The organism is Veillonella parvula, from assembly GCF_001553335.1.
Lineage (GTDB): Bacteria > Bacillota > Negativicutes > Veillonellales > Veillonellaceae > Veillonella > Veillonella parvula_S.
On sequence record NZ_KQ960787.1, the window covers coordinates 1 to 24725 of the forward strand.

Annotated in this window: 39 protein-coding genes; all 39 read left to right on the top strand. The window is 41.3% G+C overall.

The genetic code is table 11. From position 1 onward, the window contains the following. Window positions 1–215 precede the first annotated feature (215 nt). Window positions 216–527: a 30S ribosomal protein S10 gene (gene rpsJ, locus HMPREF1865_RS03685; protein ID WP_004695100.1), complete on the top strand. Its 312-nt coding sequence runs from the start codon at window positions 216–218 to the stop codon at window positions 525–527. Window positions 528–539: 12 nt separating this feature from the next. After that, a complete protein-coding gene (rplC, locus tag HMPREF1865_RS03690; RefSeq protein ID WP_004695102.1) occupies window positions 540–1181 on the top strand; it encodes a 50S ribosomal protein L3 in 642 nt (213 codons plus the stop codon). Between the two features lie 26 nt (window positions 1182–1207). Next, a complete protein-coding gene (rplD, locus tag HMPREF1865_RS03695) occupies window positions 1208–1831 on the top strand; it encodes a 50S ribosomal protein L4 (protein WP_004695105.1) in 624 nt (207 codons plus the stop codon). Beyond that, on the top strand, window positions 1831–2115 hold the full coding sequence (gene rplW / locus HMPREF1865_RS03700; protein ID WP_004695108.1) for a 50S ribosomal protein L23: 285 nt from the start codon (window positions 1831–1833) through the stop codon (window positions 2113–2115). Before rplD ends, rplW begins: the two co-directional genes overlap by 1 nt. Window positions 2116–2141: 26 nt before the next feature. After that, window positions 2142–2972 carry a 50S ribosomal protein L2 gene (gene rplB, locus HMPREF1865_RS03705; RefSeq protein ID WP_060919230.1) on the top strand — a complete coding sequence of 277 codons (831 nt, stop codon included), beginning with the start codon at window positions 2142–2144 and terminating at the stop codon, window positions 2970–2972. Between the two features lie 23 nt (window positions 2973–2995). Further along, window positions 2996–3277: a 30S ribosomal protein S19 gene (rpsS, locus tag HMPREF1865_RS03710; protein WP_004695110.1), complete on the top strand. Its 282-nt coding sequence runs from the start codon at window positions 2996–2998 to the stop codon at window positions 3275–3277. A 13-nt stretch (window positions 3278–3290) separates the two neighbouring features. Continuing rightward, window positions 3291–3626: a 50S ribosomal protein L22 gene (gene rplV / locus HMPREF1865_RS03715; RefSeq protein WP_060919231.1), complete on the top strand. Its 336-nt coding sequence runs from the start codon at window positions 3291–3293 to the stop codon at window positions 3624–3626. A 16-nt stretch (window positions 3627–3642) separates the two neighbouring features. Continuing rightward, entirely contained in the window at window positions 3643–4311 is a 669-nt protein-coding gene (rpsC, locus tag HMPREF1865_RS03720) for a 30S ribosomal protein S3 (protein ID WP_004695113.1), read from the top strand. Continuing rightward, window positions 4311–4748: a 50S ribosomal protein L16 gene (gene rplP, locus HMPREF1865_RS03725; RefSeq protein ID WP_004695114.1), complete on the top strand. Its 438-nt coding sequence runs from the start codon at window positions 4311–4313 to the stop codon at window positions 4746–4748. The genes rpsC and rplP overlap by 1 nt, the downstream gene beginning before the upstream one ends. Then, window positions 4738–4941 (top strand): 50S ribosomal protein L29, encoded by a 204-nt coding sequence (rpmC, locus tag HMPREF1865_RS03730; protein ID WP_004695115.1) that lies wholly within the window; start codon window positions 4738–4740, stop codon window positions 4939–4941. Before rplP ends, rpmC begins: the two co-directional genes overlap by 11 nt. A 39-nt stretch (window positions 4942–4980) precedes the next feature. After that, on the top strand, window positions 4981–5241 hold the full coding sequence (rpsQ, locus tag HMPREF1865_RS03735; RefSeq protein ID WP_004695116.1) for a 30S ribosomal protein S17: 261 nt from the start codon (window positions 4981–4983) through the stop codon (window positions 5239–5241). Window positions 5242–5265: 24 nt separating this feature from the next. Continuing rightward, a complete protein-coding gene (gene rplN, locus HMPREF1865_RS03740; protein WP_004695117.1) occupies window positions 5266–5634 on the top strand; it encodes a 50S ribosomal protein L14 in 369 nt (122 codons plus the stop codon). A gap of 18 nt (window positions 5635–5652) precedes the next feature. Then, window positions 5653–5973, top strand: coding sequence for a 50S ribosomal protein L24 (gene rplX / locus HMPREF1865_RS03745; protein ID WP_004695118.1), 321 nt, complete (start codon window positions 5653–5655; stop codon window positions 5971–5973). 23 nt (window positions 5974–5996) lie between these two features. Then, complete coding sequence (rplE, locus tag HMPREF1865_RS03750; protein WP_004695119.1) at window positions 5997–6536, top strand: 50S ribosomal protein L5; 540 nt, start codon at window positions 5997–5999, stop codon at window positions 6534–6536. 16 nt (window positions 6537–6552) lie between these two features. Beyond that, a complete protein-coding gene (rpsN, locus tag HMPREF1865_RS03755) occupies window positions 6553–6822 on the top strand; it encodes a 30S ribosomal protein S14 (protein ID WP_004695122.1) in 270 nt (89 codons plus the stop codon). Between the two features lie 27 nt (window positions 6823–6849). After that, entirely contained in the window at window positions 6850–7236 is a 387-nt protein-coding gene (gene rpsH, locus HMPREF1865_RS03760) for a 30S ribosomal protein S8 (RefSeq protein ID WP_004695128.1), read from the top strand. A 24-nt stretch (window positions 7237–7260) separates the two neighbouring features. After that, entirely contained in the window at window positions 7261–7806 is a 546-nt protein-coding gene (gene rplF, locus HMPREF1865_RS03765) for a 50S ribosomal protein L6 (RefSeq protein ID WP_060919232.1), read from the top strand. A 17-nt stretch (window positions 7807–7823) separates the two neighbouring features. Beyond that, window positions 7824–8204, top strand: coding sequence for a 50S ribosomal protein L18 (gene rplR, locus HMPREF1865_RS03770; protein WP_005385510.1), 381 nt, complete (start codon window positions 7824–7826; stop codon window positions 8202–8204). Between the two features lie 18 nt (window positions 8205–8222). After that, window positions 8223–8726 carry a 30S ribosomal protein S5 gene (gene rpsE, locus HMPREF1865_RS03775; protein WP_004695136.1) on the top strand — a complete coding sequence of 168 codons (504 nt, stop codon included), beginning with the start codon at window positions 8223–8225 and terminating at the stop codon, window positions 8724–8726. A gap of 14 nt (window positions 8727–8740) precedes the next feature. Then, the gene (gene rpmD, locus HMPREF1865_RS03780) at window positions 8741–8920 is read left to right on the top strand and encodes a 50S ribosomal protein L30 (RefSeq protein ID WP_004695138.1); all 180 of its coding nucleotides are present in this window, start codon (window positions 8741–8743) and stop codon (window positions 8918–8920) included. Window positions 8921–8942: 22 nt separating this feature from the next. Continuing rightward, complete coding sequence (gene rplO, locus HMPREF1865_RS03785) at window positions 8943–9389, top strand: 50S ribosomal protein L15 (protein WP_004695141.1); 447 nt, start codon at window positions 8943–8945, stop codon at window positions 9387–9389. A 1-nt stretch (window position 9390) separates the two neighbouring features. After that, a complete protein-coding gene (secY, locus tag HMPREF1865_RS03790) occupies window positions 9391–10653 on the top strand; it encodes a preprotein translocase subunit SecY (protein ID WP_012864761.1) in 1263 nt (420 codons plus the stop codon). Between the two features lie 12 nt (window positions 10654–10665). Further along, window positions 10666–11229, top strand: coding sequence for an adenylate kinase (locus tag HMPREF1865_RS03795; RefSeq protein WP_004695145.1), 564 nt, complete (start codon window positions 10666–10668; stop codon window positions 11227–11229). A 3-nt stretch (window positions 11230–11232) separates the two neighbouring features. Beyond that, complete coding sequence (gene map, locus HMPREF1865_RS03800; protein ID WP_004695146.1) at window positions 11233–12003, top strand: type I methionyl aminopeptidase; 771 nt, start codon at window positions 11233–11235, stop codon at window positions 12001–12003. Window positions 12004–12025: 22 nt separating this feature from the next. After that, window positions 12026–12244 carry a translation initiation factor IF-1 gene (gene infA / locus HMPREF1865_RS03805; RefSeq protein WP_004695147.1) on the top strand — a complete coding sequence of 73 codons (219 nt, stop codon included), beginning with the start codon at window positions 12026–12028 and terminating at the stop codon, window positions 12242–12244. A gap of 26 nt (window positions 12245–12270) precedes the next feature. Then, window positions 12271–12384 (top strand): 50S ribosomal protein L36, encoded by a 114-nt coding sequence (gene rpmJ / locus HMPREF1865_RS03810; RefSeq protein WP_004695148.1) that lies wholly within the window; start codon window positions 12271–12273, stop codon window positions 12382–12384. A gap of 23 nt (window positions 12385–12407) precedes the next feature. Next, entirely contained in the window at window positions 12408–12776 is a 369-nt protein-coding gene (gene rpsM / locus HMPREF1865_RS03815; protein ID WP_004695149.1) for a 30S ribosomal protein S13, read from the top strand. 19 nt (window positions 12777–12795) lie between these two features. Beyond that, window positions 12796–13185, top strand: coding sequence for a 30S ribosomal protein S11 (rpsK, locus tag HMPREF1865_RS03820; protein ID WP_004695151.1), 390 nt, complete (start codon window positions 12796–12798; stop codon window positions 13183–13185). A gap of 70 nt (window positions 13186–13255) precedes the next feature. Next, entirely contained in the window at window positions 13256–14260 is a 1005-nt protein-coding gene (locus HMPREF1865_RS03825; RefSeq protein ID WP_004695153.1) for a DNA-directed RNA polymerase subunit alpha, read from the top strand. 12 nt (window positions 14261–14272) lie between these two features. Next, window positions 14273–14608 carry a 50S ribosomal protein L17 gene (gene rplQ, locus HMPREF1865_RS03830; protein ID WP_004695155.1) on the top strand — a complete coding sequence of 112 codons (336 nt, stop codon included), beginning with the start codon at window positions 14273–14275 and terminating at the stop codon, window positions 14606–14608. Between the two features lie 284 nt (window positions 14609–14892). Next, on the top strand, window positions 14893–15801 hold the full coding sequence (locus HMPREF1865_RS03835) for an energy-coupling factor transporter ATPase (RefSeq protein ID WP_004695158.1): 909 nt from the start codon (window positions 14893–14895) through the stop codon (window positions 15799–15801). Next, window positions 15801–16661 carry an energy-coupling factor transporter ATPase gene (locus tag HMPREF1865_RS03840; protein WP_060919233.1) on the top strand — a complete coding sequence of 287 codons (861 nt, stop codon included), beginning with the start codon at window positions 15801–15803 and terminating at the stop codon, window positions 16659–16661. Before HMPREF1865_RS03835 ends, HMPREF1865_RS03840 begins: the two co-directional genes overlap by 1 nt. Next, window positions 16651–17454 carry an energy-coupling factor transporter transmembrane component T family protein gene (locus HMPREF1865_RS03845; protein ID WP_060919234.1) on the top strand — a complete coding sequence of 268 codons (804 nt, stop codon included), beginning with the start codon at window positions 16651–16653 and terminating at the stop codon, window positions 17452–17454. Before HMPREF1865_RS03840 ends, HMPREF1865_RS03845 begins: the two co-directional genes overlap by 11 nt. Further along, window positions 17451–18236, top strand: a complete 786-nt coding sequence (truA, locus tag HMPREF1865_RS03850) for a tRNA pseudouridine(38-40) synthase TruA (protein ID WP_060919235.1) — start codon at window positions 17451–17453, stop codon at window positions 18234–18236. The genes HMPREF1865_RS03845 and truA overlap by 4 nt, the downstream gene beginning before the upstream one ends. Window positions 18237–18532: 296 nt before the next feature. After that, the gene (locus HMPREF1865_RS03855) at window positions 18533–20284 is read left to right on the top strand and encodes a 2-oxoacid:acceptor oxidoreductase subunit alpha (protein ID WP_081094599.1); all 1752 of its coding nucleotides are present in this window, start codon (window positions 18533–18535) and stop codon (window positions 20282–20284) included. Window position 20285: 1 nt separating this feature from the next. Next, entirely contained in the window at window positions 20286–21158 is an 873-nt protein-coding gene (locus HMPREF1865_RS03860) for a 2-oxoacid:ferredoxin oxidoreductase subunit beta (protein WP_004698097.1), read from the top strand. Window positions 21159–21411: 253 nt separating this feature from the next. Next, on the top strand, window positions 21412–22299 hold the full coding sequence (locus HMPREF1865_RS03865; protein WP_060919236.1) for a prephenate dehydrogenase: 888 nt from the start codon (window positions 21412–21414) through the stop codon (window positions 22297–22299). 44 nt (window positions 22300–22343) lie between these two features. Beyond that, a complete protein-coding gene (locus HMPREF1865_RS03870) occupies window positions 22344–23381 on the top strand; it encodes a nicotinate-nucleotide--dimethylbenzimidazole phosphoribosyltransferase (protein WP_004698100.1) in 1038 nt (345 codons plus the stop codon). Next, window positions 23378–24496: a nicotinate-nucleotide--dimethylbenzimidazole phosphoribosyltransferase gene (locus HMPREF1865_RS03875; protein ID WP_060919237.1), complete on the top strand. Its 1119-nt coding sequence runs from the start codon at window positions 23378–23380 to the stop codon at window positions 24494–24496. The genes HMPREF1865_RS03870 and HMPREF1865_RS03875 overlap by 4 nt, the downstream gene beginning before the upstream one ends. Window positions 24497–24725 lie beyond the last annotated feature (229 nt).

Genomic DNA, 24725 nt, shown 5'->3' on the forward strand with positions numbered 1-24725 from the left:
GGCGCTGGCGTAGTAACAGAAATCGAAGGTTAATTTAACCTTTTATGCTCATCGTAGAATGCGTTGAGCACACAATACATGCAGCACTCAGAGCGGCAGATAATGCCGCTCTCGTGTTGTGTTTTTAAACTATGAAGTAGAAGGTTGCCTCTGCGGAGGAGAATTTCTATGGAGCAGCCCATTCACGAAATGGACGACAGGAGGAATTATTAATAATGGCTAAACAGCAAAAAATCCGTATTCGCCTTAAGGCATACGACCACAAAGCTCTCGATCAAAGCGCTGCTAAGATCGTAGACACTGCAAAAAGAAATGGCGCTATGGTATCTGGTCCGATTCCATTGCCAACAGAAAAGAATATCTTCACAATTCTTCGTTCTGTACACGTAAACAAAGATTCTCGTGAACAATTCGAAATGCGTACACATAAACGCTTAATCGATATTCTTGAACCAAATTCGAAAACAGTAGATGCTATCACTCGTTTAGATTTACCAGCTGGTGTATCTATTGAAATAAAACTATAAGGAGGTGCGATAATGTCTAAAGCTATTTTGGGTAAAAAATTAGGAATGACACAAGTCTTCACAGCTGAAGGCCAATTAGTTCCTGTAACAGTAGTGGAAACTACCCCAAGCGTTGTAGTGCGCGTAAAGACTGTAGAAACAGACGGCTACGAAGCAGTACAAATTGGTTACGGTTCCATTAAAGAAAAACATTTAACAAAACCTGTAAAAGGTCAGTTCGACAAAGCTGGCGTAGCTCCAGTGAAATATCTTCGCGAAGTTCGCGTAGCTAATGCAGCTGACTACACAGTAGGCCAAACTCTGGCAGCTGATATCTTCGCAGAAGGTGAATTGGTGGACGTAGTGGGTACAGGTAAAGGTAAGGGTTTTGCTGGCACAATTAAACGCCATAACTTCTCCCGTGGTCCTGAAACTCATGGTTCTAAATCTCACCGTGAACCTGGTTCCATCGGTCCTATGATCTCCGGTGGCGGCGGTAAGGTATACAAAGGTAAAAAACTCCCTGGACAAATGGGTGGTTACAGAGTTACCGTACAACGCTTATCCGTTGTGAAAGTTGATGCTGAACGTAACCTTTTATTGGTTAAAGGTGGTATCCCAGGCGCTAAAGGTAGCTTGGTTATGGTTCGCAACACGGTTAAACCTGTTAAATAATCATTTGTCGAAAGGAGGATTATGTAATGCCTACAGTAGCAACATATAATCAATCCGGCGTTAAAGTCGGTGAAATACAGTTAAACGATGCAGTATTCGGCGTTGAAGTTAACGAAGCCGTAATGCATCAAGCCGTAGTTCGTCAATTGTCTAACGAACGTCTCGGCACACATGCAACAAAAACTAGAGGTATGGTTCGTGGCGGTGGCCGCAAACCTTGGAAACAAAAAGGTACTGGCCGTGCTCGTGCAGGCTCCAGCCGTTCCCCAATCTGGATCGGTGGTGGTACTACATTTGGTCCACAACCTCGCAGCTATTACAAAGCTATGCCTCGTAAGGCTAGACGTTTAGCAGTTAAATCTGCTCTTAGCGATAAAGTGAATAATAGCGAATTATACGTTTTGGAAGAAATCACATTAGCAGCTCCTAAAACAAAAGAAGTGTTGAACATTATTAACAGCTTCAACGTTGGTGATGCAAAAGTATTGTTCATCACTGAAGGTGATGTAAATGTTGAACGTTCCGCTCGTAACATCCAAGGTGTTAAAGCTTTGGCTTGCGAAGGTATGAACATTTTCGATCTTCTTCATTACGATAAGCTCTTCATTACTAAAGGCGCTGTCGCAAAAATCGAGGAGGTGCTCGGATAATGCAATTACATGATGTACTAATCCGCCCGGTTATTACCGAAAAATCCACTATGCTTATGGAAGAAGGCAAATACACTTTCCGTGTGCCTTTGACTGCAAATAAAGTGCAAATCCGTCAAGCAGTTGAAAAAATCTTCAATGTAAAAGTAGAAAAAGTAGCTACTATTCGTGTTTTAGGTAAGACTAAACGCATGGGTCGTACACAAGGTAAACGTAGCGATTATAAAAAAGCTATCGTAACCTTAAAAGCTGGCGAATCCATTGAATTCTTTGAAGGTGTCTAAGAGTCTAGTTGTAAGGAGGCCCACTAATGGCAATTAAATCATTTAAACCGTACTCCGCTGGTCGCCGGTTTATGACAGTATCCGCCTTCGACGAAATCACAGCAAGCAAACCAGAAAAATCCTTGCTCGTTAAGATTTCTCAAAAAGGTGGTCGTAACAATACTGGTAAAATGACAGTTCGTCACCAAGGTGGCGGTCACAAACGTCAATACCGTATTATTGACTTCAAACGTACTAAAGATAATATTCCAGCTAAAGTAGCAACAATCGAGTATGATCCTAACCGTTCTTCTCGTATCGCTTTACTTAACTACGCTGATGGTGAAAAACGCTACATTTTAGCTCCTAACGGTCTAAAAGTTGGTGACGTTGTATTCTCCGGTCCTGAGTCCGATATTAAACCTGGTAACTGCTTACCATTGGCTAATATTCCAGACGGTACACAAATCCACAATATCGAATTGAAAATCGGTAAAGGTGGTCAAATCGTTCGTTCCGCTGGTACATCTGCTCAATTGATGGGTAAAGATAATGGCTACGCTATTCTTCGTTTACCATCTGGTGAAATGCGCCGTATTCGTCAAGAGTGCCGTGCAACAATTGGTGTTGTTGGTAACGCTGACCACAGCAACCTTGTAATTGGTAAAGCTGGTCGTCATCGTTGGATGGGTGTTCGCCCTGGCAACCGTGGTGTTGTAATGAACCCTTGTGACCATCCACATGGTGGTGGTGAAGGTAAATCTCCTGTTGGTCGTAAACATCCTGTTACACCTTGGGGCAAACCAGCACATGGTGTTAAAACTCGCGACAAGAAAAAAGCTTCTAACAGCTTAATCATTAAACGTCGTACAAAATAGGATAAAGGAAAGGAGATAAAATAGTGTCCAGATCTATTAAAAAAGGCCCTTTCGTAGCAGATCATTTGCTTAAGAAAGTTGAAGCTTTAAACGAAACTAACGAAAAGAAAGTTGTAAAAACCTGGTCCCGTGCCTCTACTATTATCCCAAGTTTTGTAGGCCACACAATTGCTGTGCATGATGGTCGCAAACATGTACCTGTATTCATTACAGAAGATATGGTAGGTCATAAATTAGGTGAGTTCGCTCCTACACGTACTTATAGAGGTCATGGTAAGGACGAAAAATCTACAGGCAAAAAATAGGAGGAAATAATACATGGAAGCAAAAGCAATCGCTAGACATATCCGAATCGCGCCTCGTAAAATCCGTATCGTTGCAGATTTAGTGCGCGGTAAAAACATCGGCGAAGCATTTGCCATCTTGAAGTTCACTCCGAAAGTTGGCGCTGATGTAGTAGAAAAAGTTATGCGTTCTGCAATCGCAAACGCTGAACATAATTTCGATATGAATGTTGACAATCTTTACGTATCCGAGATCTTCGTTGATCAAGGCCCTACATTAAAACGCATTCATCCTCGTTTCCGTGGTCAAGCTTTCAAAATTTTGAAACGTACTAGCCACGTAACAGTAGTAGTTAAAGAAAGAGCTTAAGAAGGAGGGAAACAGAGTGGGTCAAAAAGTTAATCCACACGGTTTGCGTGTCGGTATCGTAAAAGATTGGGACGCAAAATGGTATGCAGATAAAGATTTCGCTGCTAATCTTCATGAAGACGTAAAAATTCGTAACTTCTTGAAAGAAACCCTTTTCATTGCTGGTATTTCCCGCATTGAAATCGAGCGTACAAATAAACGTATTAAATTGACTATCCACACTGCGAAACCAGGTATGGTTATCGGTCGTGGTGGTGCTGGTATCGAAGATATCAAAAAAGCAATGACTCGTTTTACTGATAAACAAGTGGACGTTAACATTGCAGAAATTAAACAAGCAGATATGGATGCAACATTAGTTGCTGAAAACATTGCGGGCCAATTGGAACGTCGTATCGGCTTCCGCCGTGCAATGAAACAAGCTGTAGGTCGTACAATGCGCTTAGGTGCAAAAGGTATTAAAATCATGGTAAGCGGTCGTCTTGGCGGCGCTGAAATCGCTCGTAGCGAATCCTACCGTGAAGGTTCTATTCCTTTGCATACACTTCGTGCAGACATCGACTACGGTACTGCTGAAGCTCATACAACATATGGTTGTATCGGTATTAAAGTATGGATTTACAAAGGTGAAGTTTTGCCAGAAGCAAAACAAGCACCTGCTAAGAAGGAAGAAGGTGGCAAGTAATGCTTATTCCAAAGCGCGTAAAACATCGTAAGCAATTCCGCGGCCGTATGAAAGGTCGTGCTATGCGCGGTAATACAGTGTCTCATGGTGAGTTCGGCTTGGTAGCATGCGAACCATCTTGGATCACTAACCGTCAAATCGAAGCTGCCCGTATTGCTATGACTCGTTATATCAAACGTGGTGGTAAAGTATGGATTAAAATTTTCCCTGACAAACCAATCACAGCTAAACCAGCTGGTACTCGTATGGGTTCCGGTAAAGGTTCTCCTGAATACTGGGTAGCAGTGGTTAAACCAGGTCGTGTAATGTTTGAAATGGACGGTGTGCCAGAAGCTACAGCTCGTGAAGCTATGCGTCTTGCAAGCCATAAACTTCCAATCAAATGCAAATTTGTTGTTAAGGGTAAAGAATTGGGTGGTGACGTAAATGAAGGTTAATGACATTCGCAATATGAGCGCTGCCGAAATGGAACAAAAAGTTTCCGGTCTTAAGGAAGAGTTATTTAACCTCCGTTTTCAGCTTGCAACAGGTCAATTAGAAAATCCTATGCGCATTCGTGAAGTTAAGAAGACAATCGCTCGTATTAAAACTGTACAACGTGAAGTTGAACTTAAATCTGAAAACGCATAATAACAGATTTGTTAAAGTTTGAAAAGGAGGCTTAAAATCGTGGCAGAAGAAAGAAACGTACGTAAAGTCCGCGTAGGTAAAGTTGTTAGCGACAAAATGGACAAAACTGTTGTTGTTGCTGTTGAACGTAAAGTACCTCACGCATTATATAACAAGCCAATGGTTAGCACAAAACGCTTCAAAGCTCATGATGAAAATAATGAGTGTCAAATTGGCGATACAGTTAAAATTGTAGAAACTCGTCCACTTTCTAAAGATAAATGTTGGAGAGTTGTTGAAATTCTTGAAAGACAAAAATAAGAGTGATGTAAGGAGGAATAGACGATGATCCAGCAACAAACAATTTTGAATGTTGCCGACAACACTGGTGCTAAACGTATTATGTGCATCCAAGTCATGGGCGGTTCTTATCGCAAATTCGGCAATATCGGTGACGTAATCGTTGCTTCTGTAAAAGATGCATCACCCGGTGGCGTTGTCAAGAAAGGCGACGTAGTTAAAGCTGTTATTGTTCGTTCTAAGAAAGGTATCCGCCGTCAAGACGGTTCCTATATTCGTTTCGATGAAAACGCAGCAGTAGTTATTAAAGATGACAAGACCCCTCGTGGTACTCGTATCTTTGGACCTGTAGCTAGAGAACTTCGTGAAAAAGACTTCATGAAAATCGTTTCTTTGGCTCCAGAAGTATTATAAGAAGGAGGAACGCAGCATATGGCTAAGCTACAAATCAAAAAAGGCGATACAGTTGTTGTTATCTCCGGTAAAGATAAAGGTAAGCAAGGTACAGTTATCGCAACTGAACCTAAAAAAGAACGCGTATTTGTTGAAGGCGTTAACACTGTAAAACGTCACACAAAACCTTCCCAAGCTAACCCACAAGGCGGCATCGTTACTAAAGAAGCTGGCATTCATGTTTCTAACGTAATGGTTGTTGACCCAGAAACTAAAACAGCTACTCGTATCAAAAAGGTAGAAGGCAAGGACGGTAAATTCGTTCGCGCTACTGTTAAATCCGGTACAGTACTTAAATAATCAGGAAAGGAGGAGCTACATAAATGTCTCGTTTGTTTGAACAATACAACTCTGAAATCAAAAAGAGTATGCAAGAAAAATTCCAATACGGCAATGTAATGGAAATTCCTAAATTGGAAAAAATCGTTATCAACATCGGCGTAGGTGATGCAGTAGGCAATGCAAAAGCATTGGAAGCAGCAGTTAATGACTTGACTATCATTGCTGGTCAAAAACCTGTCATCACAAAAGCTAAAAAATCCATTGCGAACTTCAAAGTTCGCGAAGGCATGGCGTTGGGTACAAAAGTTACTCTTCGTGGCGAACGCATGTATGAATTCCTTGATAGATTGATCAATGCGGCATTACCTCGTGTACGTGACTTCCGCGGTATCAGCGCTACTGCATTCGATGGCCGTGGTAACTACGCTTTGGGTCTTAAAGAACAGCTCATCTTCCCTGAAATCGAATATGATCAGGTAGAACGTGTTACTGGTATGGATATCATTATCGTAACAAGTGCTAAGACAGATGAAGAAGCTCGTGAATTGTTGACTCAATTCGGTATGCCTTTTGAAAAATAATAGGAGGAACATATAGATGGCTAAAAAATCTATGATTGAACGCGAAAAGAAACGCGCTAAAATCGTTGAAAAATATGCAGCTAAACGTGAAGCGTTAAAAGCAGCAGGTGATTATGAAGGCTTATCCAAATTACCAGCAAATGCATCCCCAACACGCTTGCACAACCGTTGCAACTTAACTGGTCGTCCTCACGGCTATATGCGTAAATTCGGTATCAGCCGTATTGCGTTCCGTGAATTGGCGTACAAAGGACAAATTCCTGGTGTTAAAAAAGCCAGCTGGTAATATTAGACGAGAGGAGGTTTTTAGATTATGGTAATGACCGATCCTATCGCGGATATGCTTACGCGCATCCGTAATGCAAACGCTGCACTTCATGAAACGGTAAACATTCCTGCATCTAGAATGAAAGCAGCCGTTCTTGACATCCTTTTACAAGAAGGCTTTGTAAAGAACGTTGAAAAAGAAGAAAACACTTTAAAAGTAACTTTGAAATATGGTTCCAATAACGAGAAAGTTATTACAGGAATTAAACGTATTTCCAAACCAGGTTTACGTGTTTACGCGAAAAAGGAAGAACTTCCTCGTGTACTTGGTGGTTTGGGTATCGCAGTTATTTCTACGTCCAAAGGCGTTATGAGCGACAAACAAGCTCGTAAAGAAGGTCTTGGTGGCGAAGTAATCGCATACGTTTGGTAATAGTAGCAATAGGAGGTAGAAATAATGTCACGTATCGGTAGAATGCCTATCGAGATCCCTGCAGGCGTTACTGTTACATATGATAACCATCATATGAACGTAAAAGGCCCTAAAGGTGAATTATCTCGCGATTTGCATCCAGATATGAATATCACTGTAGAAGGTAACACAATCACAGTAACTCGTCCTTCCGACGATAAAGATCATCGTTCCCTTCACGGTTTGACTCGCGCTCTTGTTGCTAATATGGTAACAGGCGTATCTGAAGGATTTACAAAAACTCTTGAAATCAACGGTGTTGGTTACAGAGCGGCTAAACAAGGCAATAAATTAGCTCTTACACTTGGCTTCTCTCATCCAGTAGAAATGGAAGCACCAGCTGGTATTACAATCGACGTTCCAGCTCCTAACAAAATCGTTGTGTCTGGTGCAGACAAAGAAGTTGTAGGTGCAGTAGCAGCTGATATCCGTAAATGGAGAAAACCTGAACCTTACAAAGGTAAAGGTATCCGCTATGAAGGCGAAGTTGTTCGTCGCAAAGCTGGTAAAGCTGGTGCAAAAGGTAAATAGTAATATCATCTATATGAATGAAAGGAGTGAATATCTTGCCTCGTAAATCTAGTAGAAATATCGCTCGAGCAAAACGTCATCTTCGTATTCGCCGTCATATCTCTGGTACGGCAACTTGCCCACGTTTGAACGTTTACCGTTCTTTGAGCAACATTTACGCACAAGTAATCGATGACGTAGCAGGTACAACTTTGGTTGCTGCTAGCTCTTTAGATAAAGATTTGAACTTATCCTATGGTGGTAACGTAGCTGCTGCTAAAGCTGTTGGTGAAGCAGTTGCTAAAAAAGCTATCGCTAAAGGCATTGACACTGTAGTGTTTGACCGTGGTGGTTACATTTACCACGGCCGCGTAGCAGCCCTTGCAGAAGGTGCTCGTGAAGCAGGCTTAAAATTCTAAGAAGGAGGAACTATAGACATGGCGAGAATTGACTACACCAGTCTTGATCTTAAAGAAAGAGTAGTATTCATCAACCGCGTAGCCAAAGTAGTTAAAGGCGGTCGTCGTTTTTCCTTCAGCGCTCTTGTAGTTGTTGGTGATGGCAACGGTTATGTAGGCGTTGGCTTAGGTAAAGCAGCGGAAGTACCAGAAGCAATTCGCAAAGGTATCGATGATGCTAAGAAAAATATTGTAAACGTAGCTATTAAAAATGGTACAATCCCTCACAGCGTAACAGGCGTATTCGGTGCAGGCCGCGTATTCTTGAAACCAGCTGCTGAAGGTACTGGCGTTATCGCTGGTGGCCCTGTTCGTGCCGTATTGGAATTAGTAGGTGTTCGTAACATCTTGACTAAATCTTTGGGCTCTTCTAACCCTAACAATATGGTTCGCGCTACAATCGAAGGTTTGAAAGATTTGAAACGCGCTAGCGAAGTTGCTGAGCTTCGTGGTAAAACCGTTGAAGAAATCTATAACGCGTAATAAGGAGACAAGAAATGGCACAAGTTAAAGTAACATTAACAAGAAGCTTAATCGGTCGTCCTGAAGATCAACGCGCGACAGTTAAAGCTTTGGGTTTGAAAAAAACTAATTCTCAAGTCGTAAAAGAAGTAACACCTCAAATCGAAGGTATGCTTCATAAAGTTAGACATTTAGTAAAAGTTGAAGAAGTTTAATACTGATAAGGAGGTGCACTGAATGAAACTTCATGAATTACAACCAGCAGCTGGTTCTAAAAAAACTCGTACTCGTGTAGGCCGTGGTTTAGGTTCTGGCTTGGGTAAAACATCTGGTCGTGGTCAAAAAGGTCAAAACTCCCGTTCTGGCGGTGGCGTTCGCTCCGGTTTTGAAGGCGGCCAAATGCCTCTTTATCGTCGTTTACCAAAACGCGGTTTCAACAACAGCGTTTTTGCTAAACAATATGCTGAAGTTAACGTAGCACAATTAAATCGCTTTGAAGATGGTGCAACAGTTGATCCAGTAGCTCTTATTGAAGCTGGCATTTTGAAAAATGTACGCGATGGTATTCGTATTTTAGGTAACGGTACATTGGAAACTAAAAACTTGACTGTTATCGCTAATGGCTTCACTAAAGCTGCTGAAGAAAAAATCACAGCAGCAGGCGGAAAAGTTGAGGTGATCTAGGGTGCTAGATAGCCTCTCGAACATCTTTAAGATTACTGAGTTACGTAACAAGATCTTGTACACATTGATGATGTTTGCTGTGTTTAGAGCCGGCATTCACATCCCAGTACCAGGTGTAGATGCATCTGTTATCGAATCCTTGTTTACATCCGGTAACCTATTTGGTCTATTAGACTTGTTTGCTGGTGGTGCGCTAAGTAAGTTCTCTATCTTTGCGATGAGTATTACCCCTTACATTAATGCTTCCATCATCATGCAACTGCTTCAGTCTGTAGTTCCTCAGTTTGAAGCATGGAGTAAAGATGGTGAAGACGGGCGTAAGAAAATAGCGAAGGTAACTCGTTATGGCACCGTAGTCCTTGGCTTTGTACAAGCCGCTGGTATGGCATTTGCTCTTAGAGCAAACAACGCTTTGGTAAATAATGATTTCCTTAGCGTATTCGTTGTGGCCATCATCCTCACAGCAGGCACATGTTTGTTGATGTGGATTGGTGAGCAAATCACAGCATATGGTATAGGTAATGGTATTTCCTTGATCATCTTTGCTGGTATCGTAGCTCGATTGCCAGATGGTCTCGAAACTATTTATCAATATATCCAAAACGGAACCATTAACATGTTCCAAGCATTCTTATTTGCTGTAATTGCACTTGCGATGATCGCTGTCGTAGTGGCAGTTACACAAGGCCAACGTCGCATTCCTATCCAATACGCAAAACGCGTAGTAGGGCGTAAAATGTACGGTGGTCACTCTACATTCTTGCCGTTGAAAGTCAATCAGGCAGGTGTAATCCCAATTATCTTTGCGTCATCTGTGTTGATGTTCCCTGTAACAATTGCACAATTTATTGACAATGAATTTGTTCATAAAGTTGCTGATTTATTTACATGGGGGACGCCGTTACAAACGGCATTGTATGCGATATTGATCTTTATCTTTACGTATTTCTATACTGCAATCTCTATCAACATTACAGATATGGCAGATAATATGAAAAAATACGGTGGTTTTATCCCAGGTATTCGTGCGGGTAAACCAACTGCTGATTATGTGGATAACGTGATGACCAAGATCACTTTGGCTGGCGCTGTATTCTTAGCTGTCGTTGCTATTATACCGAATTTCCTCGGTAGTATAACCGGCGTCCAAGGCGTATACTTTGGTGGTACGGCTCTTCTTATCGTTGTAGGTGTAGCACTTGATACAATGCAACAAATTGAGTCGCTCATGGTAACACGCCACTATAAAGGCTTTGTGAAATAGGAGGGAAACGATATGTATATTTTATTAATGGGACCTCCTGGTGCTGGTAAAGGCACTCAGGCAGCTCGACTTATTGAAAAATACGGTATTCCCCAAATTTCAACAGGTGATATGTTCCGCGCTGCGATTAAGAACGAAACACCTCTTGGAGTTGAGGCTAAGAAATACATCGATGCTGGTCAATTGGTACCAGACAGTGTAACTGTTGGTATCGTACGTGATCGCTTGGTGAAAGATGACTGCAAATCTGGATTTATTCTTGATGGATTTCCAAGAACTACAGCGCAAGCTGTATCCTTGGATGCAATCCTTAAAGAGTTAGGAATTTCTTTGGACGCTGTACTTAACTTAAACGTTCCTTCCGAGGAATTGGTTAAACGTATTAGCGAACGAGCTGTTCTAGAAAATCGTGCTGATGATAACCCTGAAACAGTACAGAAACGTCTAGCTGTGTACGAAGAATCTACTAAACCATTAATTGATTACTATCGCAATAGCGGATTGTATCAAGAAATTAATGGTTTACAAGATGTAGACGCAGTATTTGCTGACATCATTAAGGCGTTGGAGAAATAATCTATGATTATTTTAAAATCGCCCCATGAGATTGAATGTATCCGCAAGGCAAGTAAGCTTACAGCAGACACGTTGTCCTTGTTAGTAAAAAAGGCTAAACCTGGCATCACGACGCTTGAGTTAGATACAATTGCCGAAGAATATATTCGCAGCCACGGTGGTATACCAAGTTGTAAAGGGTACTATGGATTCCCCGCTACAATCTGTGCTTCTATTAACGAAGAAGTCGTTCATGGTATTCCGAGCGCTAAGCGTAAGCTTAAAAACGGCGATGTCCTTAGTATTGATCTCGTATCATCTATTGATGGATATCACGGCGATTCGGCTGTGACGATTCCTATCGGTCACGTCAAACCCGATGTGATGAAATTGTTAAAAGTTACAGAGGAAAGTCTGTTCAAGGGAATTGAACAAGTGAAAGTTGGTAACCGTATTGGTGCTATCGGTCACGCTGTTCAAACGTATTGTGAGAAACATGGTTACGGTGTCGTACGCGACTTCGTAGGTCATGGTTTAGGCCGCGAAATGCATGAAGATCCGCAAATACCAAACTATGGTAGTCCTGATCAAGGACCTCTTATGAAACCAGGTATGGTATTGTGTATTGAACCGATGATTACATTAGGTACTCACCGTGTTCGTGTATTAGGGGATGACTGGACAGCAGTTACAGTAGATGGTAAACCTGCTGCTCATTTCGAACATACAGTGGTTGTTACAGAAAACGGCCCTGAAATATTAACTATGCGGGAAGAACCGCGGTTAATTAAATAAACAGGTAACCGGAGGAAAAGATATGTCAAAAGAAGACGTTATTGAGGTGGAAGGTACGGTCGTTGAGGCATTACCGAATGCCATGTTCCAAGTTGAATTGGAAAATGGTCATATCGTATTGGCTCATGTGTCAGGTAAAATGCGTATGAATTTTATCCGTATTCTTCCTGGTGATAAAGTTACTATGGAACTGACACCGTATGACTTAAATCGTGGTCGCATCACCTATCGCTTTAAATAAGCATAGGGTCCACAAAGGAGGTACTAATGAAGGTTCAACCATCAGTTAAAAAGATATGCGAAAAATGTAAAATCATTAAACGCAAAGGCCGTGTAATGGTTATTTGCGAAAATCCAAAACATAAACAAAAACAAGGATAATCTGATAGGAGGTGGATGATTAGATGGCACGTATCGCCGGTGTAGATTTACCTCGTGACAAACGAGTGGAAATTGGTTTAACTTATATTTATGGTATTGGTCCGACTTTAGCATCCGAAATTATTGCTAAAACTGGCATCAATCCTGACACACGCGTTCGCGATCTTTCTGAAGATGAAGTAGCGAAAATCCGTGAATTGTTAGATGCTGATTACAAAGTAGAAGGTGACCTTCGTCGTGAAGAAGCTCTTAACATTAAACGCTTAATTGAAATCAACTCCTATCGAGGCAAACGTCATCGTATGGGTTTACCACTTCGTGGTCAACGTACTAAAACGAATGCACGTACTCGCAAAGGTCCTAGAAAAGCAATTGCTGGTAAAAAGAAATAAGATAAAGGAGGGATAAAGCGTGGCTAAAAAAGTTGTTAGAACTAAAAGAAAAGAAAAGAAACATATTGAATCCGGTGCGGCTCATATTCGTTCTACATTCAATAACACTATCGTAACTTTGACAGATACAAACGGTAATGCGTTGTCTTGGGCTTCCGCTGGTGGCTTGGGTTTCCGTGGTTCTCGTAAATCCACTCCATTTGCTGCTCAAATGGCTGCTGAACAAGCTGCTAAAGCTGCAATGGAACATGGTCTTCGCACTGTTGAAGTATTCGTAAAAGGTCCTGGATCCGGCCGTGAAGCTGCAATCCGTGCTTTACAAGCTGCAGGTCTTGAAGTTACTTCCATTAAAGACGTAACTCCAATTCCTCACAATGGTTGTCGCCCTCCAAAACGCCGTCGTGTATAATTTATAGCGACCGATATGATACGGTGCTATAATTAACTATGAACGTGTGTTATATAGGAGGATGTTCCTGATGAGCGAAGAAAAGAAACTTAAAATCGAGAAAGTGGACATCGCCGATGGCGGTCGTTATGGTAAGTTCGTATGTGAACCATTAGATCGTGGTTATGGGATCACTCTCGGTAATAGCTTACGCAGAATTTTGCTTTCATCCTTGGATGGGGCAGCTATCACCTCTATCAAAATTGATGGAGTTCTTCATGAATTCTCTACTATTCCTGGTATTCGCGAAGACGTTACGGATATCATCCTTAACTTAAAGCAATTGTGCATCAAAGTTGAAGAAGAAGCACAATTACCTTTGGAAGTTCATTTTGACTTCCAAAAGGATGGAATATTGACAGCTGCTGATTTAGCTGAACAATTTCCACCAGAGGTAGAAGTATTGAATCCTGAACTCGTGATTGCGACAATGGATGAGACAGCTCATCTCGTAATGGACGTAGTAATCGAACGAGGTAAAGGCTATGTTCCTTCAACGAAGAATAAAAAAGATACTGATGTTATTGGTTGTATTCCAATCGATTCCATCTTCTCTCCAATTCTTCGTGCTAAATACGAAGTGAGTGATGTTCGTGTAGGCAATGAAATGGACTTCGACAAACTTACATTAGAAGTTTGGACTGATGGCTCCATTACTGCTGCTGATGCAGTGGCAAAATCTGCTGCCATTATGATTGGTTATTTAGGGAACTTCACTAAATTAGCGCATTCTGCAGATGTAGTAGATGTAAACACTGGTGAAGGCGGTATCGTTATAGATCCAGTAGGTTCCGATAATGAAGAACCAGCTGTAGATGACGGCCCAGCAAAGATTTCCATCGACGAGTTGGAACTCTCTGTTCGTGCGTATAACTGCTTGAAACGTGCTGGCATTAATACAATTGCAGACTTGCTAGACAAAACCATTGATGACTTAGGAAAAGTTCGCAACTTAGGTAAAAAATCTATCGATGAAATTGAGGAAAAACTCAATAATCATCCAGGTGGTTTTCAACTTAAACAAAAAGGCGAATAAGGAGGAAGACGAATGTACAGAAAATTAGGCCGCGACAGCTCCGCTCGTAAAGCGTTGTTCCGTAGCATGTTAACATCTTTCTTCCAATATGAGCGTATTGAAACGACTGAAGCTAAAGCGAAAGAACTTCGTTCTTTAGCTGATCAAATGGTAACTTTGGCTAAACGTGGTGATCTTCATGCACGTCGCCAAGTTCTTGCATACCTCATGGATGAAAGTGTAGTAAAAAAATTGTTTGATACAATTGCTCCAAAATATGCAGACCGTCAAGGTGGTTACACTCGTGTAATCAAAACTGGTCTTCGCAAAGGTGACGCTGCACCTTTGGCTATTATCGAGTTAGTTTAATCAAACTCATACGGTGTTGTAACTTATGTTGCAGCACCGTTTTTTTATTGTCAATTTTATGGTACAATCGACTAGTATAATATCGTAATATGTTAGCAGTTATCGTAAAGAATGAATATGTATTGTCAACCTTTTGCATAATATCTAAGACATTATTAAATTCAAGTTCTATTAAATAGGATAAATTGAAATATGGGGATTATGCACAACATGAGTATGATAGATGATGCAAATGGTTCTACTTTCATAGAAACGAAATTGACTAGAAAGATATGAGGTTATCCATGAATGAACAAGACATTATGATTGAGGTCAATCATATGAGTCATATTTATACTGATGAAAACGGCAATGATGTACGTGCCTTGGATGATGTGAATCTATCCATTAAGCGTGGTGAATTTGTTTGTATCATTGGAACTAATGGCAGTGGTAAAAGTACGCTTGCCAAGCATTTTAATGTGTTATTACAACCTAGTGAAGGTCATATCAATGTATGTGGCTTTGATACGCGGGATGAAGCGCATATTTGGAATATTCGCCAACATGTAGGAATGGTATTCCAAAATCCTGATAACCAAATCGTAGCGGCCGTTGTAGAGGAGGACGTTGCCTTTGGTCCAGAAAACTTAGGTATTCCTAGTGCAGAAATTAGACAACGTGTCGATGCAGCGTTAGCTGCTGTTAATATGACTGAATATAGAGAACATGGGCCCCATCTATTATCGGGCGGACAAAAACAACGTATTGCTATCGCAGGTGTATTAGCGATGAAGCCTGATTGCATCGTTCTTGATGAACCAACAGCGATGCTCGATCCAAAAGGTCGCCGCGAAGTGCTTGAAACGGTTCACAAGCTCAATAAGGAAGAGGGCATTACGATTGTATATATTACGCACTTCATGGAGGAAGCTGTTACGGCAGATCGAGTTGTGGTTATGAAAAATGGTGTGAAATTACATGATGGTACACCTCGTGAAATTTTTAGCCATGTAGATACCTTAAAAGGTCTGGGACTCGATGTACCAGTAGCCTCTGAGATTGCTTTCAAATTGAATGCTAAAGGTTATGAAGTGGGTAAGAGTATCATTAATAATGAAGAGTTAGCAAAGGGCCTTAAAGGCTCAAAGTTAGGCAAGCAATTATCCGCTATACACTCAACAGATGCTCCAAGAGGGGAGGGAACCCACTAATGGCGATTGTATTAGATAATATTACATATACTTACGGCGTGGGCACCCCTTTTGAAAAGACTGCGCTTCATGGTGTATCACTTACCATTGAAAATGGGGAGTTTCTAGGTGTTATCGGTCATACTGGTTCCGGTAAATCCACCTTTGTACAACATCTAAATGGGCTACTACATCCTACAACTGGTACAGTTACTGTCAATGGTGTAGATATTAGCGCCTCCACAGAGGAAGCTAAAAAAATGCGCCATAAGGTGGGGATGGTATTCCAGTATCCAGAGCATCAATTGTTTGAAGAAACCATCGCTCAAGATATCGCCTTTGGTCCTAAAAATTTAGGACTTAGTGCTGATGACGTAGACGAGCGTGTGCGAGATGCGATGAAGTTCGTAGGGCTCGATTATGACACCTATGCAGAACGTTCTCCATTCCATTTATCTGGTGGTCAAATGCGCCGCGTGGCTATTGCTGGCGTAGTGGCTATGGATCCAGATTTTCTCGTGCTCGATGAACCATCTGCTGGTCTTGATCCATTTGGACGGGAAGAAATCTTTGAAGAAATCATTCGACTTCATAAAGAAAAGGGTATCACTGTAATTCTTGTATCTCACAATATGGAAGATATTTCTCGCATGGCTTCTCGTCTTGTAGTACTCGATAAAGGGCGTATCGTTCTCGATGGTGAACCGATGGACATCTTTAATAATCATCGTGATGAATTACAGGCTGTCGGTGTAGATGTACCGCCAGTGTCCGTTACCATGGAATATTTGCGCGAACAAGGTCTTGATGTGTCTAATCGCGTACTATCTGTAGATGATGCGGTACAAGCAATTCTCGAAGGAGGTAACCATGTTAAATAATATTACTATTGGTCAATACTTCCCAGGAAATTCTTTCTTACATCGCATGGATCCGCGCGCAAAGATTATTGCTACTACTATATTCGTTGTAGCCATATTTTTGGCGAATTCTCCACTGGCATATGGCATTGTAGGTAGCTTCACTATCTTTGCAATGTTGTTATCACGTTTGCCGTTACGTCTGATGTGGTCTGCTATTAAACCGCTTTGGATTATCATCGTATTTACTATGGGGATTCATATTTTTACGACACCAGGCAATCCAATTTTTCAATGGGGGATTATCAATATTACCGACCATGGCGTGGCAATGGGTCTTCAAATGGCGGCACGCTTAATCTTCTTAATCTTGTTTTCTTCTTTGTTGACCTATACCACATCACCAATTCGCTTAACTGATGGCATCGAGCACTTGCTCAATCCGTTCCGTCGCATAGGTGTTCCTGCTCATGAGCTCGCCATGATGATGACTATTGCGCTGCGGTTCATTCCTACCTTATTGGACGAGACGGATCGTATTATGAAAGCACAATCTGCTCGTGGGGCAGACTTTGTGACAGGCTCTATCATTCAACGCGCAAAAAACATGGTGCCACTTTTAGTGCCATTATTTATTAGTGCGTTTCGACGGGCCGATGAATTAGCTATCGCTATGGAGGCGCGTTGCTATAGAGGTGGCGTCAATCGTACACGTATGAAAGAATTACAAGTTACCTATGTCGATTATATCGGCGTCGGTGCTGTTGTCTTGATTACGATTATACTCATTGCGTTATGGTGGCTTGGCCTATGAGAAATATACGAATCATAGTGGCTTATGATGGTACAGATTTAGCAGGTTATCAAAAGCAACCTAATGATAAGGGTTTAACGGTACAAGGTTGTTTGGAATATGGTTTATCACGTATTTGTAATGAACCGATTCAAATTTATGGTGCCTCTCGTACGGATGCGGGGGTGCATGCTAAATTTCAAGTTTGTACATTTCAAACGTCGGGCACTATACCAGTAGAAAATATTCCTCGTGCTATGATAGCTCATATTCCTAAGGATATAGTCGTTCTAGAAGCGGTAGAAATTCCGCTAGATTGGAAGCCACGATGGAATATATACGGTAAAGAGTATGTATATACGATTCATAATCAGCTCATTGCAGATCCTTTGACGCAGCGATATCATTGGCATGTGAAAAAGCCTTTAAATATTGCTCGTATGCAGGCTGCAGGTAATGAACTAGTAGGTACACATGACTTTACAACCCTAAAGGGAACCAACTCAACTCCGGTGGATCCTGTAAAGACAATTATGGGAATTCGTGTTGAGGCCCGAGGTTCACAGGTGACGATTTCTGTGATTGGTGATGGTTTTTTATATCATATGGTTCGCAATATTGCAGGCTTACTTGTAGATATAGGTCTCGGTCGTCGTAAGGTTGAGGATATTAAAGGATATTTAGCCGCTAAAGACCGACGTGTTATAGGGAAAACTGCACCTGCTCAAGGCTTATGTTTAGAAGAAATATTCTTCACTGAAGAGCGACAACAAGAGGTATTACGGAATAAATATTTTAGATGATTCGAGAATAAATATTCTATATAATTTTATATAGACTCTTTTTTTGATGTGAAAGTATAAAACGTTGAGCATAAATACTAAAAGGATACTACTTCAAAAGTAGTATCCTTTTTTTCTTATAATTTTTAGTTATAATACCTTAATTTATACCTATTATTATGTGAAATGATACATTGTAAACCTAAAATATACATGATACAATGACGATATAAGACAGGTTCGTACTATAAAACATTAACATAGTAAGGTAGACTCTTGTCAGCAGTGTAATTTTTATCCTAAGGAGGGTGAATCTCTTGCAAAAACGTAAAGATTTTATCTGGAAAATGGGCGGCCAACAAGGTGAAGGTATCGAGAGTTGCGGCGAAATTATGGCTACAATCCTTGCTAAAGAAGGCTACTCTTTGTATAGCCAACGTTTATTTGCATCTCGCATCAAAGGTGGTCATACTACATTCGCATTGCGCGTAGCATTGGAACAAATTATGTCCATTGGTGAAGGGGTAGACTTCTTGCTTTCCCTTGATCAAGAAACCGTTGATATGCACGGTTCCGAAGTACGTGATGGTGGATATATCATCTGTGATAGCAAAGTAAATCCAGACTTTTCTAAATTTGAAGGTACAAAGATTAATTGCTTATCTTTGCCTATCTCTGAAACAGCAATGAAACAAGGCTCCTTGTTGATGCGTAATATCGTAGCACTTGGGATGTCCGTAGCGCTTCTTGGCTTTGATACTAAGATGTTTAAAGATGCTATTACTGAGAAATTTGCAAAGAAATCCCAAGAGATTATTGATAAAAACTTGGCTGCTTTCGATGATGGTCATAGCCTTGTAATGGAAAAATTAGGCGATGTTGAAATCGATACATTGCCAGCGCCTGGTAAGAAAGATCAAATGTTCTTATTAGGTAACGAAGCATGTGCTCTTGGTGCTATTGCTGCGGGCTCTCGTTTCATGGCATCATATCCTATTACGCCAGCATCCGAAGTTATGGAATACATGATTAAAACTATGGATAAGTTGGGCTCAACTGTTGTTCAAACAGAAGACGAAATCGCAGCATGTATGACAGCTATGGGTGGTGTATACGCAGGGGTTCGTGGCTTCACGTGTACTTCTGGCCCAGGTCTTTCCTTGATGGCAGAATCCTTGTCTATGGCTTCTATGGCTGAATTGCCAATGGTTGTTATCGACGTTCAACGTTCTGGCCCATCCACTGGTATGGCTACAAAAGTTGAACAATCCGATATTGATGCGGCTTGCTACAATGCACATGGCGACTACTCTGGTATCGTAATTTCTCCAACATCTATCGAAGAATGCTTCTATGAAATTCAAAAAGCTTTCAACTTGGCAGAAATGTATCAATGTCCAGTTATCTTTATGCCTGACTTACAACAAGGTTTGAATAAACAATCCGTTCCTTCCTTCGATTTGAACCGCGTACCTATTAATCGCGGTAAAATGATGAAAGAAGCTGAACTTCCTGAATTGGTACAACCTAACTACTTCAAACGCTTTGAATTGACTGAAGATGGTATTTCTCCGCGTACAATTCCAGGCATGAGAAATGGTCTATTCCTTTCCACAGGTTTAGAGCATAATGAAGAAGGTAAACCAGCAGAAGCGCCTACAATGCACGTAGCGCAAACTGATAAACGTTTCCGCAAATTGGAAACTGTAGCTGATAACTATGAACCATTCTTGAATAATGCTAAATACGACGAAGCAGATGTACTCGTTGTAGGTATGGCTTCTAGCCGTGGTGCTATTGAAGAAGCCGTTGCTGAATTTGATCAAGAAGGCGTTAAAGTTAATCACTTACAATTGCGCTTAATTAAACCATTCCCAGCAAAGCAATTACAACCGTTCTTTGATGCTGCGAAAAAAGTAGTTATTGTAGAACACAATAAAACTGGTCAATTGGCTAACTTATTTAAAATCAACATGCATAAGAAACATAAGATTTCTAGCTGCTTGAAATACGATGGTAATCCATTCACAAAAAGTTATGTGAAAAATGCGATTAAGGAGGTCCTATAATATGACAACAGCTAAAGATTACAGAAATGATATTCGTCCTAACTGGTGTCCAGGCTGTGGCCATTATGGGGTTCAAGCGGCGATTACTGACGCTGTAGTAGCGAAAAATATTCCACCAGAAAAATTAGCCGTAATTTCCGGTATTGGTTGCTCTAGCCGTATCGGTGGCTATTTCTACGCTTATGGTGCGCATACAACTCATGGCCGTGCGCTTCCTTATGCGCAAGGCGTTAAACTTGCTAACCAAGATCTTGAAGTTATCGCATTTTCTGGTGACGGTGATGCCTTTGCTATCGGTATGGGTCACACCATTCATGCTTTCAAACGTAATGTAAACATGACATACGTAGTAATGGACAACCATGTATATGGTTTGACTAAAGGCCAAGCATCCCCTCGTTCTGACATTGGTTTTGTTACAAAAACAACTCCTCATGGTGCGTTTGAATCTCCATTGTCCGTTTGTGAAACTGCGATTGCAGCAGGTGCTACATTTGTAGCGCAAAGCTATATGGTGAATCGTAAAGAGCTCGTCGATTTGATTCAACAAGCCATGGATCATGAGGGCTTCTCCTTCATCAATGTATTCAGCCCATGTGTTACATATAACAAACGCAATAGTTACGATTGGTTCAAAGAACATTTAGTAGCATTGCCTGAAGGGTATGACCCAACAGATCGTGCAACAGCGCTTAAAACTTTGGGTGATACTGATGGTTTGGTTACAGGCCTTATCTATCAAAATACATCTAAACCTTCCTTTGAAAAAGCATTGGCTGCTGCAAATGGTGGCCCACATCCTCGTCCATTGACTGAAGATGTGGTTAAACCTGACCAAGCATTATTTGATAGTCTTTGCAATCAATTTAAATAATATTGGCATCGTACTCCTTAGGTAGGATGCTGACTAAGAAAACGTGTCACCTTCGGGTGGCACGTTTTTTGTATGTTATATGTTTATAATTTTATCCCATGTGGTTATGAACATGTTATAATAAAAACACTGTATGATATTCATTGTTGAGGTTTTTATGAAAGCATACGAAAAAGGGATTAGCTTGATAGATTATATGTAGTATTATATGAGAGCGTATACATTCCTAGATAGTTTATGAAAGTAGGTTTATATGAGTAAGACCGTAGGTATTATTGGCTTAGGTTTATTAGGTGGATCCTTGGCAAAGGCTCTAAAGGAATATACAGAATATGAGGTAGTAGGCTATGCACGTCGTCAAGAGGTCTGTGATGCGGCCATTCAAGATGGGGTGGTAAAAGCTGCGTGGACTGAAGTTGAACCATTGATTAAGAACTCAGATATCATTGTGTTCTCCTTGCCGCCTGATACAAATGCACGGCTTTTTACTGAAATAGCTCATCTATTTAGACCGGGGCAAGTCGTAACTGATGTATCTAGCGCGAAAGAAAATTTTGTACGAGCTGTCTATGAATCGATTCCGAAGGGGACTGTTTTCGTATCTGTCCATCCTATGGCAGGATCCGAAAAGGGTGGGTATGAAGTATCTCATAAGAATCTTTTTAAAGGAATGGGTTGGATTGTACTAGAAGATAAGGCCTCTGATGTATATAGTGAAGAGGTGGCTCAAGAATTGGCTGACATGGGTCGTGCCTTAGGGTCTCGTATCGAGTTTGTCGATATTTATGCTCACGATGCATATCTTGCGATGGTTAGTCATATGCCTCACTTATTGGCTTCTATTCTAACACAAGTTTCGGGTGGCGATGAATTGGGCGAATTGCGCATGAAACTATCGGCAGGGGGATTCCGCGATTGCACGCGTGTGGCGGGGGGATTACCATCCATGTGGCGTGAAATTATCTACGGTAATCGTCATAATGTTATTGAAGGCCTTACACAAATTGAATCAGAAATTGAACATGTTAAAGCGATACTTTCACAAGATGATGAAGGACAAGCATTAGAAAGCTATCTTGAACGAAGTCGAGAGATTCGCAATAAATTGCCATATTTAACGGGACAAATTAAGAATAACTAAAAGAAAGAATATCTAAAATATATTATTTGATTAAGGGAGCTTTTATGAGTTTGTTACAAGAAACTTGTGGCGCTATTACAGGTCGCAGCCTAGAGATTGAACGACATATAATCGATAGCTGGAATACAGCATCGCCTGTGGAACGATATGGACGTCTTGTAAATATGGTGGCTCAATATGGGGCAGCTACCAATCAAGAGACGTTAGCTGTACCAAAGCCTTGTATGATAATTGCCTCTGCCGATCACGGTGTGGCCGATATGGGTGTCAGCGCGTATCCAAAGGAAACGACCGTTGGGATGACTCAGAATTACCTGATTCCTAAGGGGGCTGGCGCTAATTCTCTAGCGAATTACTGTGGTGCTCAAATGGAAGTTATCGACATGGGCATTGATGCGGATATGAGTTGGGTTCCAGGCCTTCGTATTCATAAACTTGGGATGGGTACGAAAAACTTCGTAGAAGAGCCGGCTATGACGCGTGAACAAGCGATTGAAGGCATCGAAACAGGTATTCGGCTTGTAAAAGAAAAGATTGATGAAGGCTTCAATGTATTTTTAGTAGGCGAAATGGGCATATCGAATACGACAGCTAGTGCCCTTATGACTGCTAAGTTTGCAGGACTTACGGCGGAAGAGGCGACGGGACGAGGAACAAATATTTCCGATGAGCGCCTTAAATTAAAGCAACGCATTGTTCATGATGTACTGGAAAAATATAAGGATATTCCTAAAGACGATGCCATTGGGATTTTATCCTCTGTAGGTGGCTTTGAATTTGCTTGTATTGTGGGCGTTATCTTAGGCGCCGCAGCAAATCATGGGTTAGTCATCATCGATGGATTTAATACATCGGCCTGTGCCTTGGTAGCTAAAACGTTGGTGCCACAAGTAATGGATTATGTGATGGCTTCACATTTATCTGCTGAAAAAGCGGCAAAATCTTCCTTAGAAAATTTAGGCCTTGAAGCTTATGTCGATTTAGGTCTTTGTTTAGGTGAGGCCTCTGGTGGCTCCATACAAATGGGGATGCTAGACCTTGCGGTTCATATGTATTTGGCTCTTACAGGAGGTAAGGCATGAGAACTTTCAAAATAGAACCATTGCATTTACCATCCATGGAAGCATGCCGTTTACGTATCGATAATCTGACAAAACCCATCTATAGCCTTGCTACGTTAGAAACAATAGCGGAACGTTTTGCAGGGATTCTTAGAAATCCTAAACCAAATCATTTGCGCTATGGTGTGCTCGTTGTGGCGGCGGATCACTTGATAGATGGGCCGCAAAACACTGAGCATGGTAGTGAAAGCTATGATGCTATAGCACGCTTTAATGAGGGAACAACAGCTACACAAGGGGCTGCAGCCAAATTAAATGCCACTGTACATGTGGTGAATCTAGGTCTTGAACAAGATACTGCAGATTTAGCAAATATTGAGCAACAGGTGATTCGAAAAGGATCCCATTTCTTTGGCGTAGAACCTGCTATTTCTCGTGAGGAATTAGAGCGTGCTCTTGAGCTCGGCTTTACCTATGCAGATAGATTACATGCTGATGGATTACAAGTGGTGGCGATTGGTAACGTAGGGGAGAGGGCCTTTCTAGATTCTCTTGTAACGACGGCGACGATCACAGGTTGTGCGTATGAGGATATTCTCGTTCATAATGAATATGGACCTACAGTAGAGCAACGTATTGCTCATATTCATTCTTTTGTAGATCGATTTAATATTGATGTGGATGATTGGTCTGCTTTGAGTGAAAGTGAGCGCCGTGATGCGGTATTGAACTTGCTTCATGTAGCAGGTGGTTTAGATATTGCGTTTTTAACGGCCTTCATCTTGGGGGCTGCTAGCCATCGCATGGCTGTAGTCTTTGATAATGTAGTAACTGGTGCAGCTATTTTGGCGGCGGTTACCATTGATCCCCTAGTTAAGGACTATGTGTTCCCATCAGCTGTCTATGATGAGCCTATACATGATGAACCTATACATAAGGAACAATGTCGCTTCTTAGGGGTGAAGCCTTATTTGCACTACAGTCTGCTGATCGATGAAGCCTTAGGTTCGACTATGGGACTATCCATTATCGATGCGTCGATGCATATGCTAAATGACATGAAAACATTCATCGAAGCCGAAGTTAGCGTGGCTGAAGATGGGGCTGGTAAGGGTAGACAAAAGGATAAAGAATAATCTATTTTAAAGGGGGATTGTATATCCCCCTTTCTTGGGTAAAAGATGTTCTTGTATGCTATATTTTCAAGGAACTTTACGGAAAAACCATTGACACTATATGTGTAAATTGATATTATTATATGGCAGTCAGGATGGACTTAATTCATCCTTGACGACAGATTGATAATTATGTTATAGTAATTATCGGTTCTGTATGCGGGAATAGCTCAGCGGTAGAGCACCGCCT

Bases quoted from the DNA above. Each gene is read 5' to 3' on its own strand.
- rpsJ (WP_004695100.1), top strand. From the start codon at position 216: ATGGCTAAACAGCAAAAAATCCGTATTCGCCTTAAGGCATACGACCAC.
- rplC (WP_004695102.1), top strand. From the start codon at position 540: ATGTCTAAAGCTATTTTGGGTAAAAAATTAGGAATGACACAAGTCTTC.
- rplD (WP_004695105.1), top strand. From the start codon at position 1,208: ATGCCTACAGTAGCAACATATAATCAATCCGGCGTTAAAGTCGGTGAA.
- rplW (WP_004695108.1), top strand. From the start codon at position 1,831: ATGCAATTACATGATGTACTAATCCGCCCGGTTATTACCGAAAAATCC.
- rplB (WP_060919230.1), top strand. From the start codon at position 2,142: ATGGCAATTAAATCATTTAAACCGTACTCCGCTGGTCGCCGGTTTATG.
- rplV (WP_060919231.1), top strand. From the start codon at position 3,291: ATGGAAGCAAAAGCAATCGCTAGACATATCCGAATCGCGCCTCGTAAA.
- rplP (WP_004695114.1), top strand. From the start codon at position 4,311: ATGCTTATTCCAAAGCGCGTAAAACATCGTAAGCAATTCCGCGGCCGT.
- rpmC (WP_004695115.1), top strand. From the start codon at position 4,738: ATGAAGGTTAATGACATTCGCAATATGAGCGCTGCCGAAATGGAACAA.
- rplN (WP_004695117.1), top strand. From the start codon at position 5,266: ATGATCCAGCAACAAACAATTTTGAATGTTGCCGACAACACTGGTGCT.
- rplX (WP_004695118.1), top strand. From the start codon at position 5,653: ATGGCTAAGCTACAAATCAAAAAAGGCGATACAGTTGTTGTTATCTCC.
- rplE (WP_004695119.1), top strand. From the start codon at position 5,997: ATGTCTCGTTTGTTTGAACAATACAACTCTGAAATCAAAAAGAGTATG.
- rpsN (WP_004695122.1), top strand. From the start codon at position 6,553: ATGGCTAAAAAATCTATGATTGAACGCGAAAAGAAACGCGCTAAAATC.
- rpsH (WP_004695128.1), top strand. From the start codon at position 6,850: ATGGTAATGACCGATCCTATCGCGGATATGCTTACGCGCATCCGTAAT.
- rplF (WP_060919232.1), top strand. From the start codon at position 7,261: ATGTCACGTATCGGTAGAATGCCTATCGAGATCCCTGCAGGCGTTACT.
- rplR (WP_005385510.1), top strand. From the start codon at position 7,824: ATGAAAGGAGTGAATATCTTGCCTCGTAAATCTAGTAGAAATATCGCT.
- rpsE (WP_004695136.1), top strand. From the start codon at position 8,223: ATGGCGAGAATTGACTACACCAGTCTTGATCTTAAAGAAAGAGTAGTA.
- rpmD (WP_004695138.1), top strand. From the start codon at position 8,741: ATGGCACAAGTTAAAGTAACATTAACAAGAAGCTTAATCGGTCGTCCT.
- rplO (WP_004695141.1), top strand. From the start codon at position 8,943: ATGAAACTTCATGAATTACAACCAGCAGCTGGTTCTAAAAAAACTCGT.
- HMPREF1865_RS03795 (WP_004695145.1), top strand. From the start codon at position 10,666: ATGTATATTTTATTAATGGGACCTCCTGGTGCTGGTAAAGGCACTCAG.
- map (WP_004695146.1), top strand. From the start codon at position 11,233: ATGATTATTTTAAAATCGCCCCATGAGATTGAATGTATCCGCAAGGCA.
- infA (WP_004695147.1), top strand. From the start codon at position 12,026: ATGTCAAAAGAAGACGTTATTGAGGTGGAAGGTACGGTCGTTGAGGCA.
- rpmJ (WP_004695148.1), top strand. From the start codon at position 12,271: ATGAAGGTTCAACCATCAGTTAAAAAGATATGCGAAAAATGTAAAATC.
- rpsM (WP_004695149.1), top strand. From the start codon at position 12,408: ATGGCACGTATCGCCGGTGTAGATTTACCTCGTGACAAACGAGTGGAA.
- HMPREF1865_RS03825 (WP_004695153.1), top strand. From the start codon at position 13,256: ATGAGCGAAGAAAAGAAACTTAAAATCGAGAAAGTGGACATCGCCGAT.
- rplQ (WP_004695155.1), top strand. From the start codon at position 14,273: ATGTACAGAAAATTAGGCCGCGACAGCTCCGCTCGTAAAGCGTTGTTC.
- HMPREF1865_RS03835 (WP_004695158.1), top strand. From the start codon at position 14,893: ATGAATGAACAAGACATTATGATTGAGGTCAATCATATGAGTCATATT.
- HMPREF1865_RS03840 (WP_060919233.1), top strand. From the start codon at position 15,801: ATGGCGATTGTATTAGATAATATTACATATACTTACGGCGTGGGCACC.
- HMPREF1865_RS03845 (WP_060919234.1), top strand. From the start codon at position 16,651: ATGTTAAATAATATTACTATTGGTCAATACTTCCCAGGAAATTCTTTC.
- truA (WP_060919235.1), top strand. From the start codon at position 17,451: ATGAGAAATATACGAATCATAGTGGCTTATGATGGTACAGATTTAGCA.
- HMPREF1865_RS03860 (WP_004698097.1), top strand. From the start codon at position 20,286: ATGACAACAGCTAAAGATTACAGAAATGATATTCGTCCTAACTGGTGT.
- HMPREF1865_RS03865 (WP_060919236.1), top strand. From the start codon at position 21,412: ATGAGTAAGACCGTAGGTATTATTGGCTTAGGTTTATTAGGTGGATCC.
- HMPREF1865_RS03870 (WP_004698100.1), top strand. From the start codon at position 22,344: ATGAGTTTGTTACAAGAAACTTGTGGCGCTATTACAGGTCGCAGCCTA.
- HMPREF1865_RS03875 (WP_060919237.1), top strand. From the start codon at position 23,378: ATGAGAACTTTCAAAATAGAACCATTGCATTTACCATCCATGGAAGCA.